The organism is Streptomyces sp. 11-1-2 (genome assembly GCF_003595545.1).
Taxonomy (GTDB): Bacteria; Actinomycetota; Actinomycetes; order Streptomycetales; family Streptomycetaceae; genus Streptomyces; species Streptomyces hygroscopicus_B.
The window spans coordinates 9,871,218-9,887,811 of record NZ_CP022545.1; the positions used below are offsets into that span (position 1 = coordinate 9,871,218).

10 protein-coding genes are annotated in these 16,594 nt (G+C 71.6%); 7 read left to right on the forward strand and 3 right to left on the reverse strand.

Features of this window, described 5'->3' with window-relative positions:
• The first annotated feature begins 83 nt into the window (after positions 1-83).
• Positions 84-1,082: a cation diffusion facilitator family transporter gene (locus tag CGL27_RS42535; RefSeq protein ID WP_119992857.1), complete on the forward strand. Its 999-nt coding sequence runs from the start codon at positions 84-86 to the stop codon at positions 1,080-1,082.
• Between the two features lie 155 nt (positions 1,083-1,237).
• On the opposite strand, the gene CGL27_RS53315 is transcribed toward CGL27_RS42535, so the two are convergent.
• Together CGL27_RS53315 and CGL27_RS42540 are read right to left on the reverse strand one after the other, a co-directional pair.
• Entirely contained in the window at positions 1,238-1,366 is a 129-nt protein-coding gene (locus tag CGL27_RS53315) for a hypothetical protein (protein WP_014056945.1), read from the reverse strand.
• Between the two features lie 167 nt (positions 1,367-1,533).
• Positions 1,534-6,168, reverse strand: a complete 4,635-nt coding sequence (locus tag CGL27_RS42540) for a cation-translocating P-type ATPase (RefSeq protein ID WP_162953196.1) — start codon at positions 6,166-6,168, stop codon at positions 1,534-1,536.
• Positions 6,169-6,272: 104 nt separating this feature from the next.
• On the opposite strand from CGL27_RS42540, the gene CGL27_RS42545 reads away from it, so the two are divergent.
• Positions 6,273-6,587 (forward strand): hypothetical protein, encoded by a 315-nt coding sequence (locus CGL27_RS42545; RefSeq protein ID WP_119992862.1) that lies wholly within the window; start codon positions 6,273-6,275, stop codon positions 6,585-6,587.
• A 19-nt stretch (positions 6,588-6,606) separates the two neighbouring features.
• Here CGL27_RS42545 and CGL27_RS42550 read toward each other — a convergent pair whose 3' ends face one another.
• A complete protein-coding gene (locus CGL27_RS42550; RefSeq protein WP_119992863.1) occupies positions 6,607-8,052 on the reverse strand; it encodes a lipase maturation factor family protein in 1,446 nt (481 codons plus the stop codon).
• 295 nt (positions 8,053-8,347) lie between these two features.
• On the opposite strand from CGL27_RS42550, the gene CGL27_RS42555 reads away from it, so the two are divergent.
• The 5 genes from CGL27_RS42555 to rfbB all read left to right on the forward strand — a co-directional run bounded on the left by CGL27_RS42555 (position 8,348) and on the right by rfbB (position 16,589).
• Complete coding sequence (locus CGL27_RS42555) at positions 8,348-9,388, forward strand: beta-ketoacyl-ACP synthase 3 (RefSeq protein WP_119992866.1); 1,041 nt, start codon at positions 8,348-8,350, stop codon at positions 9,386-9,388.
• Positions 9,389-9,426: 38 nt separating this feature from the next.
• The gene (locus tag CGL27_RS42560) at positions 9,427-11,145 is read left to right on the forward strand and encodes a 3-hydroxyacyl-CoA dehydrogenase (RefSeq protein ID WP_119992868.1); all 1,719 of its coding nucleotides are present in this window, start codon (positions 9,427-9,429) and stop codon (positions 11,143-11,145) included.
• 574 nt (positions 11,146-11,719) lie between these two features.
• Positions 11,720-14,593: an AAA family ATPase gene (locus CGL27_RS42565; RefSeq protein WP_119992870.1), complete on the forward strand. Its 2,874-nt coding sequence runs from the start codon at positions 11,720-11,722 to the stop codon at positions 14,591-14,593.
• 135 nt (positions 14,594-14,728) lie between these two features.
• Positions 14,729-15,601 (forward strand): glucose-1-phosphate thymidylyltransferase RfbA, encoded by an 873-nt coding sequence (gene rfbA, locus CGL27_RS42570; protein WP_119992872.1) that lies wholly within the window; start codon positions 14,729-14,731, stop codon positions 15,599-15,601.
• 13 nt (positions 15,602-15,614) lie between these two features.
• Positions 15,615-16,589 carry a dTDP-glucose 4,6-dehydratase gene (gene rfbB, locus CGL27_RS42575; RefSeq protein WP_119992873.1) on the forward strand — a complete coding sequence of 325 codons (975 nt, stop codon included), beginning with the start codon at positions 15,615-15,617 and terminating at the stop codon, positions 16,587-16,589.
• Positions 16,590-16,594 lie beyond the last annotated feature (5 nt).

The window sequence follows — 16,594 nt, forward strand, 5'->3', positions numbered from 1 at the left end:
ACCGTGTCCATTGCAGCCTTTGGTGAATTCCCCTCGGGGCTGTTTCAATTGCGCTGTCCCGAACACGATCCGAGGAGGAGCCGGTGGGAGCTCATGCGCACGGACCCGACGAGGGGCACGGCGGAGCCGGGCACGGTGGCCACGCCCACGGCGTGGCGGAGAACGCGGACCGCCGGTGGCTGTCCCTCGCCCTCGCGCTGATCAGCGGCTTCATGGCGGTCGAGGTCGTCGTCGGGGTCATCGCCCGCTCCGTGGCGCTGCTGTCCGACGCGGCCCATATGCTCACCGACGCCGCCTCGATCGTGCTCGCGCTCATCGCGATCCGGCTCTCGGCGCGCCCCGCACGCGGCGGATACACCTATGGGCTCAAGCGGTCGGAAATCCTTTCCGCCCAGGCCAATGGCCTTTCTCTGCTGCTGCTCGGCGCCTATCTCGGCTATGAGAGCGTGGGGCGGCTGATCGATCCGCCCGAGGTGACCGGCGGTCTGGTGCTGGTCACCGCGCTGGCCGGTGTGGTGGTGAATCTCGCGGCGGCGTGGTGCATGTCGAAGGCGAACCGCTCCTCGCTCAATGTCGAGGGCGCCTTCCAGCATGTGCTCAACGATCTCTACGCCTTCATCGCCACCGCCGTCGCCGGACTGGTGGTGGTGACGACGGGCTTCGCCCGCGCCGACGCGATCGCCGGTCTGCTGGTGGTCGTCCTCATGATCAAGGCGGGTGTGGAGCTGCTGCGGGCCTCCGGCCGGGTGCTGCTGGAGGCCGCCCCGACCGGCGTCGAGCCCGATGAGGTGGGCGGCCGACTCGTCGCCCACGGACAGGTGGCCGAGGTGCACGATCTGCATGTCTGGCAGATCACCTCGGGTGAGGTCTCGCTCTCCGCCCATGTCCTGGTCGCGGCGGGCGGCGACTGCCATGCGGTCCGGGAGGACCTGGAGACGGTGCTGCGCGGCGAGTACGGGATCACCCACACCACGCTTCAGGTCGACCATCTGGACGTCCCCGCCGCGCGGGGACGGGAGGACGAGGAGCACTGCCCGACCGCCCACGGTCCGGTGCACCGGGCGGCGTCGTACGGCCACTGAGCGCGCCGCGCTGAGCAGTGCCGCGCAGCGCCGCCGCCCTGCGGAAGGCCCGGGAGCGTCGCGGCGCTTCCGGGCCTCGGTGACGATGACGGGGCGCCGTCCCTGGGGACGTCACCCCGAACGGCCGGCGGGTGCCGGCCGTATCAGGCGGCGTATCAGGCGGCGGCCGGAGCGGCGGCCGGCCGGAAGGTCGAGGTCAGAAGCGTCTTCACGAACTGGGCGACAAACGCCTCCAGCGCAATCTGGGCCAGCTTGACCAGGACGGTCGTCAGAATGTGGGCCATGAGTACCTCACTGGACGGAACACGAGCGGAAGCGAGGCATCCGCTTCCAATCCGTAGCCTGACCCGCGCCGGAAAGCGGGTGGCGCACACCGGGTGAGCGTGGGGTGAATGGATGGAAAGCTCAGGTTAAGAAGCGCCCGAGATGTCCCGTTTCCGGGGTGGTGCGTTCAGACCGCGAGCGGCGCCCGCCGGGGGAAGAGCAGCCGCGGCGCGACGGCCGCCCCCAAAGTGGCGGCGGCCGAGCACGTGCCGACGACCGACCAGGCCATCGGGCCCAGGGGCGTACAGCCGAAGAAGTGGCTGACCACCGGGGTTTCCACGATGGCGAACAGCGTGGCCGCCGAGGCGACGCTGGTGACCAGCACCAGGGGGCTGTGCCAGTCGGTCATGAACGTCTGGCCAAGCTGAGTGCCGACCAGCGCCGCGAGCCCCATGGTGCTCGCCCGCCGGGCCCGGCCCGTCATCCGCCCGCACTGCCAGGCCGCGGCGGCGCCCAGCGCGGTGGCACTGCCGCGCACCACGAGAATGCGGCCCAGATCGGAGCCGAACAGCGCGGACGCCGGGCCACCGACCAGCGGGTCCTCACCGGACTTCTGCTCCCGGGACCGGGCGAGGGCGACCGCCAGGGCGGGCAGCATGTCGGTGAGCAGATTCACCAGAAGCAGCTGACGGGTGCCCAGCGGCGCCCGCCCGGCCACCGCCGCGCCCAGGACGGTGAAGGCGACCTCACCCGCGTTCCCGCCGACCAGGATCGCCACCGCGTCGCGCACACTGCGCCACAGCGCCCTGCCCTCCTGCAGCGCGTCGAGGATCCGGGTCGGGTCCGGGTCGGTGAGCACCATGTCCGCCGCGGCGCGGGCCGAGGCCGAGCCGTGGGCGGACAGCCCGATGCCGATGTCCGCGAGGCGGATGGCGGCCGCGTCGTTCACCCCGTCCCCGGTCATGGCCACCACCTGCCCGGCCTGCCGCAGCGCCTGGACGATACGGACCTTGTGCTCGGGGGAGACCCGGGCGAAGACGGTGGTACGGGCGATCCGCTTGACCCGTTCGCCTTCGGGCAGGGTGTCCAGCTCCGTCCCGGTGAGCACCGGCTCGGCGTCCGGGATGCCCAGCTCCCGGGCGATGGCGACCGCCGTGGTCGGATGGTCGCCGGTGACCATGGCGACGCGTACTCCGGCGTCCGTCAGTCGCTTGACGGTCTCGGCGGCACCCGGCCGCGTGGTGTCCGCGATGGCGATGAAGCCCAGCAGCGTGAGCTCCGTGGCGATCCCGGCCACCTCCGCCGACGGCGTGTCGGACGTGGCGGGCCGGGTCTCGGCCACCGCAAGCACCCGCAGCCCGTCGGAGGCCAGCGAGTACAGCAGGCGCTCGGTGGCATGCCGCCGCTCGGCGGTCAGCGGCACGGTGTCGCCCGCCGCCCCCGGACTCAGGGCGTACGCACACCGGGCGAGCACGATCTCCGGTGCCCCCTTGACCGCCAGATGCGGGCGCCCGGACTCCGTGCCCAGCGACGCCGAGAATCCCCGGCTGGCCTCGAAGGGCAGCTCGGAGACCGGAGACCAGGCGCCGTCCCCGTCGCAGTGCGCGGCCGCCGCGTCGATGACGGCCTGGTCGGTGGCGTGGGCCAGCGCCCGCCCGCCCTCGCGCTCGGGGCAGGCCCGGGCCGCCGTACGCAGCAGCCGCATGCCCAGCGCACTGCCGGTCGGCAGCTCGTGGTCGTACCCGGCGACCCGGGCCACGGCCAGCCGGCCCTCGGTCAGGGTGCCGGTCTTGTCGAAGCACACGACGTCGACCCGGCCCAGGGCCTCCAGCACCCGCGGCGAGCGCGTCAGCACTCCGCGGTGCGAGAGCCGGCGCGCCGCGGCGGACTGCGCCACCGTGGCCACCAGCGGCAGCCCCTCGGGCACGGCGGCCACCGCGATGGCCACGCCGGTGGACAGCGCCTCGCGCACCGGCACCCCGCGCATCAGCCCCAGCAGGGTGACGGCGGCGCCGCCGAGGCCGGTGGCGGGCAGCGCGACCTTGGTGAGCGCGGCCAGCCGGCCCTCGATCCCGATGGGCGCGGTGGCGCGTCCGGCCAGTTCGGCGGCGCGCCCCGCCTCGGTCTGCGCCCCGGCGGCCACGACCACGGCGTAACCGGTTCCGGCGAGCACCGTGCAGCCCTCGTAGACCATGCAGGACCGGTCCGCCAGGTCGGCCCCCGGAGTGGCGGCCGGGTCCTTGGCAACCGGCCCGGACTCGCCGGTCATCCCGGCCTCGTCCAGCTCCAGCCGGTCGCTCACCAGCAGCCGGGCGTCGGCCGGTACGACATCCGAGGGCCGCAGCGCGATGACGTCCCCGACCCGGAGCTCCTCGGCGGCCACCGTGCGCACCGGGGCGGCGGTCAGCCCCGCGAAGAACACCTCGCGGTCCGCCGCCACCCCGTCCGCCAGGGACATCGCGGGCGCCCAGTCGACCAGCCGTCCGTTCATCCGCTCGCCCAGCAGCAGGCCACGCAGCGAGCGCTCGGCGCGCAGCCGCTGCGCGCCGCTGATCACCGCGTTGCCCGCCATCACGCTGACGACGAGGAAGGAGTCCACACCGGATCCCACCGCCGCCGAGGCCGCGGCGCCGAGCGCCAGCACCGGGGTGAGCGGATCGTGCAGCTCCTCGCGCACCGCGTTCACCAGCGAGGCGGTGTTCCGGTGCAGCGCCGCGAAGCGGGCGGAGGCGGACCCCATGACACCGGGCGCCCCGGCCCCTACGACCGTCCCGGCGGCCTTGCGCACCGGGCGCACCCCGGCGGACCACAGGGCCCCGGAGGACCCCGGCGCGCCCGGCTCCCCGGCACCCGCACCGCGTGACGCGCCCGAGCCGTCGGGCAGCTCCGTCCCGTTCTCCCGGAACGCGCACAGCACGCTCAGGGTCTCCCGCGCCCCCAGGGCGTGCCAGTTGCCGCGGACGCGGGGCGGGGGCGGGGGGCGGCGCTCCACCCGGCGCGCCGCGCCGATCCCGCCGAGCACGGCCAGGAACGCCGCGCTGTACACCGGAGAGGTGGCGAGCCCGGCCACCGCGGGCCGGGTTCCCGCCGCGGCGATGAGCGCGCCGAGCGCGGATCCGCCCATCGACAGCCGGGCCGAGCGCCGGCTGACCGAGCGCGCGTCCTCCAGCGCCCGCAGCACCCGCCACGCATGGAGCAGGCCGGGGCCGCAGATCAGATCGGCCGACCAGCACACCCGGCTCTCGCCGCGCGCCGTGACGGCGACGCCGAGATCGGCCGCGCCGAGCGCCTCGTCATCCTCGCCGCTGATCAGCAACACGCCGTGGCCCTCGATCTGCAGCCGGCGCACCGTGTCGGGGAGCGAGGTGCCGAGGGGGAGCAGTTCGTCGGCCCATGGAGCGATCTCGTCCGTGCTGGCGTGTCCGGTGAGCACCAGGCGCTGCGCGCCGGTGCGGGCCGCCGCCACCACGGCATCGGCCAGCGGGTCGAGTTCGCAGCCGATCCGGATCCGGGCCTGCCGCCGACCGTCCTCGGCGTGCAGGTCCGCGGTCAGCGCCAAGGGGCTCGCCGGGATCGCCGCGGGGATGTCGTGGGGCCGCTCCAGCCGCCAGGGGCCGCGCGTCCAGGGCCCCTCGTCGGACAGCTCCCGCAGCGTGCGGCGGTCCAGGACGGACTGCGCGGCGCTCCACGCCTCGGCCTCCCCCAGATCGCCGACGGTGGCGACCGACATCAGCCGCGGACGGCCGGCGCACAGCACCCGCGAGTCGATCAGCACCGCCGACACGCGGTCCAGCAGCCGCAGCGCGGTGCCGTCCATGGGCACCACGCCGTCGCGTGCCAGCACATCGCCCAGCCGGGCGGCGAACGCCTCCCGCCCCATGGCGGCCGCCTTCGGCACGGTGGCCAGCAGCGCCTTCGCGGCCTGCTCGGGGTCGCGGGTCCACGCCAGCAGCCCGCCCGCACTGGACAGCGAGGCCAGGGAGGTGCGGTCGATACAGGTCTCCACCGGCCCGTGAGGCAGGGGAGCGGGCCGGGGGACGGGCGGGTGCGAGCGCTCGGGGAGCCCGTCGCCGTCCGTCACCAACTCGGGCTCCCGGCCCTGCCATACGACCTGTCGGCCGCGGATCTCGGCGAGTTGCAGCATGCGCTGCAGCGCGTCCAGGGCGAGCGGGGCCTCGCCCCTGGTCAGGGCGTGCACCACGGCGTTCGACACGCCGATCAGGGCGTCGGCCTGGACACGGCCGAGCCGGGACTCCAGCAGACCGCGGACCCGCGGCTGGATCTCCGCCATCACCGTGGGGATGCGCAGCGCGGGGGAGAGTGCGGGCACCATCGACACCCGCCGGATCGTGGCCGCCACCAGGCCCAGGCAGTCGGCGGCGAGCGCGGCCGCGGCCAGCGTCGCCGGCGCGGAGGCGAACGGCGGCTGCGGACGGCCCGCCGGGAAGGAGTCCGCGTCCGTCCCCTGGGCCGCTTCGACGCGCTCGACCACCTTCAGCACGTCCTCGGGGCCGAGCTGGTCCTCGTCGAAGTCGACCAGTACCTGGCCCAGTGCCGCGTTCACCCCGGCCCAGTTGACGCCCGCCACTCGCCGCAGCGCCTCCTCCACCGCCCGGGCCAGCCGCTCATGGCCCTCCCCGTGGCCGGTGAGCCCGTGGACCTCCACATGGGCCCGGCCGGCCCGCGCCCACACCCTCCGGCTGGTGCGCCGGTCGCCGGTGTCGCGCAGGACGTCGGCGATGTCCGCGAGGCGCAGCCGCAGACCGCTCATCCCGCGGGACGGAGCGGAGACGAGGCCCGTGAACATAGTGATGGGCAGCAACGGCTGCTCTCCCCTCGGTCCTGATATGCCGGATCGTAAATTCGGCCTATACTTACCTAATTACGCCATAAAGTAACCAAAGCGACATCCGGTAGGAGGAAGGCGTGAGCGCAGCGACGACAGCCAAGACGGCCGACGCCCGGAGGACGGGCGCGTCCCACGGGAAGGACCGCACCGTCACCTTCACCGTCCCCCGCGCCGCCATGGCCACGGCGAGCGTGGTCACGCTGCCGATCAGGACCGCACGGCGGATCCTGCCCGCCAAGGGCGGGCTTCCGCTCTATCTCGGCCTCGGCGCGATGGGCCTCGCCGGAGTGCTGGAATGGCCGATCGCGGTGGGCGTCGGTGTCGGCTATGCCGTGTTGCGCAACCCCCCGCCGGGCGCCGAGACTCCGAACGCGAAGGGTGCCGCCGCCTGAGCGTCGGCCCGGCCCGGTGTCACGCCCGCGACGAGCCGTGGTCCTCCAGCCTGACCGGCGGCAGAAACTCGCTCAGCAGGGTCCGATGCCACCAGGCCCCGGTGGCCCGCCGTTCCGCCGGGGTGGTGAAGCGGTAGAGATAAAGCCGCGCGCGCAGATGGGTGGGCGGCGTCCCCGGGAAGGGGGTGGCGCGCAGCAGCTTCACCGTCGCCCGGTCGTTGACCAGCAGCTTGCCGATCAGCGGGGTGAACCAGGACCCGGCGTAGGCGGGCGAGAGCCCCGCGAACCACATCATCCAGTCCAGCCGCAGATGGTACGGGGCGTATTGGCGCGGCCTCCGCCGCACATCGCCCGGCTTGCCCCGGAACTCGTAGTCCTTCCAGACCGTGTCCGGGGTGAGGACGGCCTCGCCGGTGCCCTGGATCACCACCTCCTGCCGGCCGCGGCTGATGCTGCCGAAGGCCCCGTAGGTGTTGACCAGGTGCAGCGGGTTGAACGAATAGTTCATCAGCTGACGGCCCGACAGCAGATTGCGGGCCGGCCAGTAGCTGAGCACCAGCACCAGCGCGGTGGCGGCCAGCACCACCACCTCGTACCAGACCGGGGGAGCGGCGAGGGGCGGCGGCCGGGACAGCCCCAGCACCTCGGCGGCGCGGCGCCCGTCGACCGCCGGGAGCGCCAGCAGGATCGTCAGCCAGTTGAGCCAGGAGAAGTTCCCGGAGGCCACCAGCCACAGTTGGGTGACCACGACGATCCCCGCCGCCACGCTCGCGACCGGTTGCGGGGTGAACAGCAGCACCGGCACGATCAGTTGCGCCACATGGTTGGCCGCCGCCTCCGCCCGGTGCAGCGGCCTCGGCAGATGGTGGAAGAACCAGCTCAGCGGCCCCGGCATCGGCTGGGTCTCATGGTGGTAGTAGAGACACGTCAAGTCCCGCCAGCAGCGGTCCCCACGGATCTTGATCAGCCCGGCGCCGAACTCCACCCGGAACAGCAGCCAGCGCAGCAGCCACAGGATGAGCACGGGTGGCGCGGTGTGCTCATTGCCCAGGAAGACGGCGAGGAACCCCGACTCCAGCAGCAGGGACTCCCAGCCGAAGCCGTACCACACCTGTCCCACGTTGACGATCGACAGATACAGCAGCCACAGCACCAGCCACGCCACCATCGCGACCGCCAGGGGCGCCCGGTCCGCGGCCCCCACCAGCAGCGCGGCCGACAGCGCGGCCCCCAGCCAGGCGCAGCAGACGAAGAGCCGGTCGGAGTAGTGCAGATGGAACAGGCTGGGCGAGCGCCGGAACGGCACCCGCTCGAGGAAGCGCGGCACCGGGGTCAGCCCCCGCTCGCCGAGCAGCGCCCGGCCCTGCAGGGCCGCCGTCAGAAAGGCGATCAGATAGACGGCGGCCAGCCCCCGTTGGAAGACGAGTCGGCTCAGCCAGTAGTCGGATGAGGTGAACCACTCCATGGGGGCCGCTCCCTGAGCCGGACTGCCTTCGGCCTGCATGTATCGGTACCACCTTGGGCGGGTGCCCGCCATGCGCCGGCTCATACGGCGGACCGGGTTCATCCGGTAGGGGGCCTAGGGGTGTGATGGGTTAGGGGTTATCCGTGCCGTGCCCGGTCCGTAGCGTCAAAGCCCGGCATGGATCCGGAGGGAACCACTCAATGCTTCTTCTCGAGCACCGCCGAACCCCGCGGACAGCTACCACAGCGATGGCACCGGCGAAGGCGGCGGTGGCCGCGCGGGCCGGGAGAGCCAGATGACCGACCATCCGGTCCGGACACCGGGCGGCCGGCCCGTCGGGATCCTCGGCACCGGCTCCTATCTGCCGGCCGAGGCCGTGTCCAATGAGCTGGTGGCCGAGCGCGCCGGGGTGACCGCGGAGTGGATCTCGGCCAAGACCGGGATCCGGCGCCGCCGTTACGCCGCCGCCCACGAGGCCACCTCCGACCTGGCCGTGGAGGCGGCCCGCGCCGCCCTCGCGGACGCCGGGATCCGCGCCGGTCAGCTCGGCTGGATCGTGGTGGCCACCTCGACCCCCGATCACCCCCAGCCCGCCACCGCCTGTCTGGTGCAGCACCGGATCGGCGCCACGGGCGCCGCCGCCTTCGACATCAACGCGGTCTGCAGCGGCTTCGTGTTCGCCCTGGTGACGGCGGCCGGGCTGCTGTCGGCCGGCTCCGGCGCCCCCGCCCCGTACGCCCTGGTGATCGGCGCCGATGTCTACTCCCGCATCATCGACCGTACCGACCGGCGCACCGCGGTGCTCTTCGGCGACGGGGCGGGGGCGGTGGTGCTGGGGCCCGTACGCCCCGGCTACGGCCTCACCGGGTCGCTGCTCACCAGCGACGGCGCACTCCACGAGCTGATCCAGGTGCCGGCGGGCGGCAGCCGCGCGCCGGCGTCGGAGAAGACCCTCGCCGACGGGGGCCACTTCTTCCGGATGCGGGGCCGCGCGGTCAGCGAGTACGTTCTCGCCGAGCTGCCGCGTGCGATACGGGCCCTGCTGGCCACGCATCGCACGGACGCCGCGAGCGTGGATCACTTCATTCCCCATCAGGCCAATGGCGTGCTGATGGCCAAGGCGCTCCCGGACCTCGGGCTGCCGCGGGCGCGCACGCATCTGACGGTGGCCGAGCACGGCAACACCAGCGCCGCCTCCATCCCGCTGGCGCTCGACGAAGCCCGGCGGCAGGGCGTGTTCACCGACGGGGAGTTGCTGCTGCTGGCCGGTTTCGGCGGCGGGATGTCGCTCGGCGCGGCGCTCGTCAGGTGGCAGGACGGCCACGGCGGTTCGTGACCAACCCAAGGTCCCAGCCAGTGAAAGGACTCATCGGCATGGCACAGCGCTTTCCCACCGTCGCGGTGTTCGGGCTCGGCACCACCGGCCGCCACCTCGTGGACGCCCTGGTCCGCAGCGGTCGGCGGGTGATCGCCGTGGAGCGGGACGAGGCGGCCCTGCGGCGCGGCCGGGGGCGGGTGACCGCGGCGGAATCCGCCGTCGAATTCACCACCGACCCCGCGGCGGCCGCACGGGCCGATCTGGTGGTCGAGGCGGTCCCCGAACGGCTGGAGACCAAGCGGCGGCTGCTCGCCCGCGCCCACGCCGACTGTCCGCCGGAGACGGTGTTCGCCACCACGACCACCGGGCTGCCGGTGACCGAGATCGCCTTCGGCTCCGGCCGGACCGACCGCACGGTGGGGCTGCACCTCTTCCCGCTGGGCCCCGACCGCGAGGACCGGGCGGTGGAGGTGGTGGGCACCCCGCTCACCGGCGACGCGGTCCTGGCGGACGTCCGGGAACTGGTACGCGACCTGGGCCGGATCCCGGTGCCGGTGGCCGACCGGCCGGGCTTCATCGGGGGCGCGCTCACCATGGCGTACCTCAACAACGCCGTGGCCATGTACGAGCGGCGCTACGCCTCGCGCGACAGCATCGACACCGCCATGACGCTCGGCTGCGGACTGCCGATGGGGCCGCTGGCCCAGCTCGACGCCATGGGCCTGGACACCGCGCGGGACTCCCTGGAGGCGCTGTACGAGCGCACCGGCGATCCGCGGTACGCGCCCGCGCCCACCCTGGCCCATATGGTGACCGCCGGTCTGCTGGGGGTGAAGGCGGGCCGCGGCTTCTACGAGTACGAGGCGGGCGGGGCCGCGAGGGGCGGGGAGGGGGACGGCCTCGGCGAGCCCGTACCGGCCCGCGCGGTACGGCGGATCGGCGTGGTGGGCTCGGGCACGATGGCCGTCGGCATCGCGGAGGTGTGTGCGCGCTCCGGCTATCCGACGGTGCTGGTGGCCCGGAGCGAGCTGCGCGCGAAGGAGGCCACGGCCGCCGTCGAGCGCTCGCTGGAGCGGGGGGTGCGGCGCGGCAAGCTGGCGCCCGGGCTGCTCACCGAGTCGATGGACCGGCTGACCGCGGGACGTGAACTTCAGGCGCTCGGCACCTGCGACCTGGTGGTCGAGGCCGTGGCGGAGGACATCGACGTCAAGCGGGCCGTCTTCGCCGATCTGGACCGGGTGTGCGCACCGGGGGCGGTGCTGGCCACCTCCACCTCGAGCCTGCCCGTCATCGAGTGCGCGATGGCGACGCGGCGGCCCGAGGACGTCATCGGGATGCACTTCTTCAACCCCGCCCCGGTGATGCGGCTGGTCGAGGTGGTGCACACCGTGCTCACCTCCAAGGAGGCGCTGGGCACGGCGCACGCGGTGGCCGCGGCGCTCGGCAAGCGTGCGGTGGACTGCCCGGACCGGGCCGGTTTCATCGTCAACGCCCTGCTCTTTCCCTATCTGAACAGCGCGGTGGCGATGGTTCAGGAGGGCTGGGCCACCGCCGCGGACATCGACACGGTGATGGCGGCCGGGCAGGGCTATCCGATGGGTCCGCTGCGTCTGCTGGATGTGATCGGGCTCGATGTCTCCCTCGCCATCCAGCGCACCCTGCACGGCACCTTCCGGGATCCGGCCCTGGCGCCGGCCCGCCATCTGGAGCGGCTGGTCGAGGCGGGTCACCTGGGCCGCAAGGGCGGCAGGGGGCTGCACCTCCACGAGCGATGACAATGGGTATGCACGTGCCATTGGAATAGTCCAATGGCTGGATGTGTGGGTTGGATGCGTGGCTGCGGAATTCATTGTGACAGGGATTGGCGCGCCACGTCTCTGTCCGCTTTATGGCATGAGAATTCCCGGCGAATCGCTTGCGGTTACCAGTGGCAACAGACATAAGAATCGCATTAGCGCTCAAAACGGGCAAATAAATGTTCGAAGGGGATCCCGGGGTGCCTCAATCGATGACCACTTAGTGCCGAAGTCAAGGATGTCATGAGCTGCCCCGGGTGCTGCTAGGGGGTCTCGTGTATGCTGGCCCCTCCGAACAAATGCCCACGTGAACGGGGGTGGCGCAGGGTTGTCAGGGTGTTGGTGCACTTCGGCTCCGCGGTGTTGCCCCAGGTAGGGGCCGGCTCGATCGCATCGATTTTGTCGATCGTCGGGCAGTCCGCTCAGAATTGGTAATTCGTTAACGATGATTTTACGTGCGGCGATGGTGGCGTGGCAGGTGGGCGTATAGCTTGCTGGAAGTCGTGCGGGCTGCCGTGAGCAGTGCTTCGCGTCGCATTCGGGGGTGCGAGCAATGGTATTTTCATCGGCCAGAGCCAGACAATTCGACGCACAATTCGAGAGACTTCGCCGGGCGTTTTCCCGGTGCCTGTCCGGGGAAGCGGGCATCGTGCTCGTCGAGGGTGCGGTCGGCTGCGGCAAGACCTATACGCTCGAAGCCGTCACGGCCCATGCGGCGAAGGCCGGAGCCCTCGTCCTCAAGGCATACGGAACGTCGGCCGACCGGGCTCCACTCGGCACACTGCGCCAGCTTCTGGACTCGCCCCGGCTGCCCAAGGCGACCGCCGACCATCTGCGCGAGGCGCTCGACCAGGGCGCCCTCGACGCCGCACAGCCCCGCGAAACCCCTGGTGGCGACCCCGCCGGCGTGACCCCGCCGCATATTCAGGGAGCCCGGGAGTTCCGTGCCGCGCTGTGTGAACTCGCCTCCCGTGAACCGGTGGTGATCTGCGTCGACGAACTACAGCTCGTCGACGCGGAGTCACTCCAGTACCTGCTGTATCTGGCGACCCGTTCACACTCCGCCAAACTGCTCATGGTGTTCGCACAGGCGACGGACAGCGATCAGAAAGACGCCGTCTTCAATACCGAACTGCTGCGCCAGCCCAATTTCCAGCGGCTGCGGCTGGAGAGGCTGTCCTGGGAGGAGACCGCACATCTGCTGACCACCCGTCTGGGACTTCCGGATACGGCCGATGTGGCCTACAGCTGGTATGAGGTGAGCGGCGGAAATCCGTTGTTGCTACGCGCGGTGATAGACGATTACCGCACCGCCGGGGCGCCTCCACGGCACGGTCGCGCCGTGGAACCCGTGGTGGGCGACATGTTCGTCCAGGCCGTGCTCACGTGCGTCTACCGCAGCGGGCACACCGTCTCCCGGCTCGCCGAGGGCATCGCGGTGCTCGGCGCGTCCGCCTCCTCCGAACTCCTCGGCCGGCTGCTGCGCATCGGCTCCGCCGGAACCCGGCGCGGAGTCGCCGCGCTGGACGCGGCGGGCCTCGTCGACGGCCTCGCCTTCCGCCACCCGTATGTCGAGGCCGCGGTGCTGGAGGACATGGACCCCGAGGTCCGGCTGGACATGAACCGCCGCGCCGCCGTCCTGCTGCACCAGGGTGGCGGGGCCACCCTCGCCGTGGCCCGCCATCTGCTCGCCGCCCAGGCCGCCGACGAGCCCTGGGCGGTGCCGCTGCTGCGGGACGCCGCGCAGCAGGCGCTCGCCGAGGACGACGCCAAGCTGGCGGTCGCCTGCCTGGAGCTGGCGTACGCGGCCTGCCAGGACGAGGAGCTGCGGGCCGGCATCAGGATCGGCACCGCCGGGATCATGTGGCGGCTGAACCCCTCGGCGTCCGAGCGGATGCTGGAGGAGCCGCTGGCCGCGCTGTGCGCCGACCGGCTGCCCGCCTCCCATATCGGGCGGCTGATCGAGCTGTTGCTCGCCCACGGCCGGATCGAGGAGGCGCGCGGTGCCATCGGCCGGCTCAACGCCGTCATGAGCAACGCGGGGCCCACCTCGATGGCCCACTTCCGGATGACCGCCCGCTGGGCCCAGGACGCCGGTGCGCCGGACCGCGGCCCCGGGGCCGCGGCGCGCCAGGGCGAGGACGGCGCCTCCCGTACCTCGCTCAGATCCCGCAGACCCTCCTCGCTATCGACGATCACGGCGGCGTTCAGCGGCTTCTTCGGCCGCGGGGGGAGCGAGGAGTCGCCGGTCGCCGCGGCGGAGAAGGTGCTCGAGGTCTCGCCGCTCACCGACGCCACCTTCGAACCCATCGTCAACTCGGTGAACGCGCTGGTGTACGCGGGCCGCCCGGACAAGGCGGCGCCGTGGTGCGATTCGCTGATGGAGGAGGCCGAGCGGCGCCGGGCACCGGGCTGGCGGGCCATCTTCGCCTCGATCCGGGCCGAGATCGCCCTGCGGCAGGGCAACCTCGTGGAGTCGGCGGCCTATGCGACCACCGCCCTGGACATCGTGCCCGGCAGCGACGGAAGCGTCTTCATCGGCGGTCCGCTGGCCAGCCAGATCCTCGCGTACACGGCGATGGGCAAGTACGACGCGGCGGCGCGGCAGCTGAGCCGCCCGGTCCCCGAGGCGCTGTTCAAGAGCATCTACGGACTCGGCTACACCCGCGCCCGCGGCCGCTACTACCTGGCCACCAACCGCATCAACGCGGCGCTCGGCGAATTCCTGATGGCCGGCCGGCTCGCCCAGCTGTGGGAGCTCGACCAGCCCGCGCTGCTGCCCTGGCGCTCCGACGCCGCCGAGGCGTGGCTGGAGCTCGGCGACCGGGAGAAGGCCGCGAACCTGGTCTCCGAGCAGCTGGCCAGGAACGGCGCCGGGGATTCCCGGGTCCGCGGCGTCTCCCTGCGGTTACTGGCCGCCGCGGGCGACATCGACAACAGGTCCCGGCTGCTCGGCCAGGCCGTGGAGGAGCTGCAGTGCTCCGGCGACCGGCTGGAGCTGGCCCGGGCGCTGGACGACCTGGGCCGTACGCTGCGCGGCTCGGGGGAGCTCGGACGGGCCGACGCCATCACCGGCCGGGCCTGGCGGATGGCCAAGGAGTGCGGCGCCGAGGAGCTGTGTGACCGGATCCGCCTCGACTCCGGTCTGGAGGCCCGCGATCCACGGCCGGTGGTGCGGCCGGTGTCCGGACCGCTCGGCCCGAAACCGGCGGTGCCGCCGTCCCTGGGGACGAAGCTCAGCGAATCCGAGGCCCGGGTCGCCGCCCTGGCGGTGGACGGCTATACGAACCGGGAAATAGCCGCCAGCCTCTTCATCACCATCAGCACAGTTGAACAGCATTTGACGCGGGTGTACCGCAAGCTGAATATCAGGAGTCGCCAGCAGCTGCCGACCGCGCTGCGGGCCCAGGTGGATGAAATCGCCTGAGCGCTGACGGGGCGAGGTCCCGCGGAAGGGGTGGCCGCATGATGCCACCCCTGTTCCAAGACCACCCCTGATTACCCCCCTATCGCCGCGGCAGACCTGGAGCGCGGGCCGACCGCGTTGATAGCTTCTGGCCGCATGAAGGGCATAGTCCTCGCCGGAGGAAGCGGTACCCGACTGCATCCTTTGACACATGCGGTGTCGAAGCAGATCCTTCCCGTCTACAACAAACCGATGATCTATTACCCGCTGTCGGTGCTCATGCTCGGCGGCGTCAGGGAAATCCAGATCATTTCCACCCCGCTCCATGTGGGGCTGTTCCGCGCACTCCTCGGCGACGGCCGCCGGCTGGGCCTTTCGATCGAGTACGCCGAACAGCCCGAGGCCAATGGCATCGCCGAGGCATTCATCATCGGAGCCGAGTTCATCGGCGACGACCAGGTGGCGCTGGTCCTGGGCGACAACATCTTCCACGGGCCCGGGTTTTCGAAGATGCTGCACAACGAGGCAAGCCATGTCGACGGCTGTGTGCTTTTCGGCTACGGAGTCAAGGACCCCGAGCGCTATGGTGTCGGGGAAATGGACGAGCAGGGCCGGCTGATCTCCCTCGAGGAGAAGCCGGCCGCTCCCCAGTCCAATCTGGCGATCACCGGTCTGTATCTCTACGACAACGACGTCGTGGACATCGCCAAGAACGTACAGCCCTCCGCGCGCGGTGAACTGGAGATCACGGACGTCAATCGCGTCTATCTGGAGCGCGGAAAGGCCAGACTGGTCGGGCTGGGCCGCGGATTCGCCTGGCTGGACACCGGAACTCATGACTCGCTGCTGCAGGCGGGCCAGTATGTGCAGCTTCTGGAACAGCGCCAGGGAGTGCGGATCGCCTGTCTCGAGGAGATAGCCTTCCGCATGGGTTTCATCGACGCGGCCGCCTGCTATGAGCTCGGTGTCGAACTCGGCAAGACGGACTACGGAAAATATCTGATGGATATCGCGGCCAATCATCGCTGAAGGGTTGTCTCCAGTGCGCATAGTTGTGACCGGCGGCGCGGGCTTCATCGGCTCCCACTTCGTCCGGCAGACGTTGACAGGGGCGTACGCCGCCTGGGCGGACGCCCAGGTCGTGGTGGTCGACAAGCTCACCTACGCGGGCAACGAGGCCAACTTGGCCGAGGTCGCCGACAGCCCCCGGCTGCGCTTCGTCCGCGGCGACATCTGCGACGGCGAGCTCGTCGGCGAGCTGCTGCGCGGCACCGATCTGGTGGTGCACTTCGCCGCGGAATCGCATGTCGACCGCTCGATATCCGGCGCCGAGGAATTCGTGCGCACCAATGTTCTGGGCACGCATACGCTCCTCAACGCGGCCGCGAACGCGGCGGTCGGAAAATTCGTCCACGTCTCCACGGACGAGGTCTACGGCTCCATCGAAAGCGGCTCCTGGAGCGAAGAGGAACCGCTGGAGCCCAACTCGCCGTATTCCGCGTCCAAGGCATCCTCCGATCTGCTGGCCAGGGCCTTCCACCGCACCCATGGACTGCCCGTCTGCGTGACCCGCTGCTCCAACAACTACGGCCCGTACCAGCACCCCGAGAAGGTCATTCCGCTCTTTGTCACCAACCTCATGGACGGCAAACCGGTGCCGCTCTACGGTGACGGCGGAAACGTCCGGGACTGGCTGCATGTGGACGACCACTGCCGCGGTATCGCCCTGGTCGCCGAGAACGGCCGCCCGGGAGAGGTCTACAACATCGGCGGCGGCACCGAACTGACCAATCTGGAACTGACGGAACGGCTGCTCGAACTCCTCGGCGCCGACCGGTCGATGGTCGAGAGGGTGCCCGACCGCAAGGGCCATGACCGCCGTTACTCGGTGGACATCGCGAAAATCTCCGCCGAACTGGGATACCGTCCCGAGATGTCGTTCGAGAACGGCCTCGCGGAAACCGCCAAGTGGTACATGACACACCGCGGTTGGTGGGAACCTCTCAAGAAGAGGTGACCACC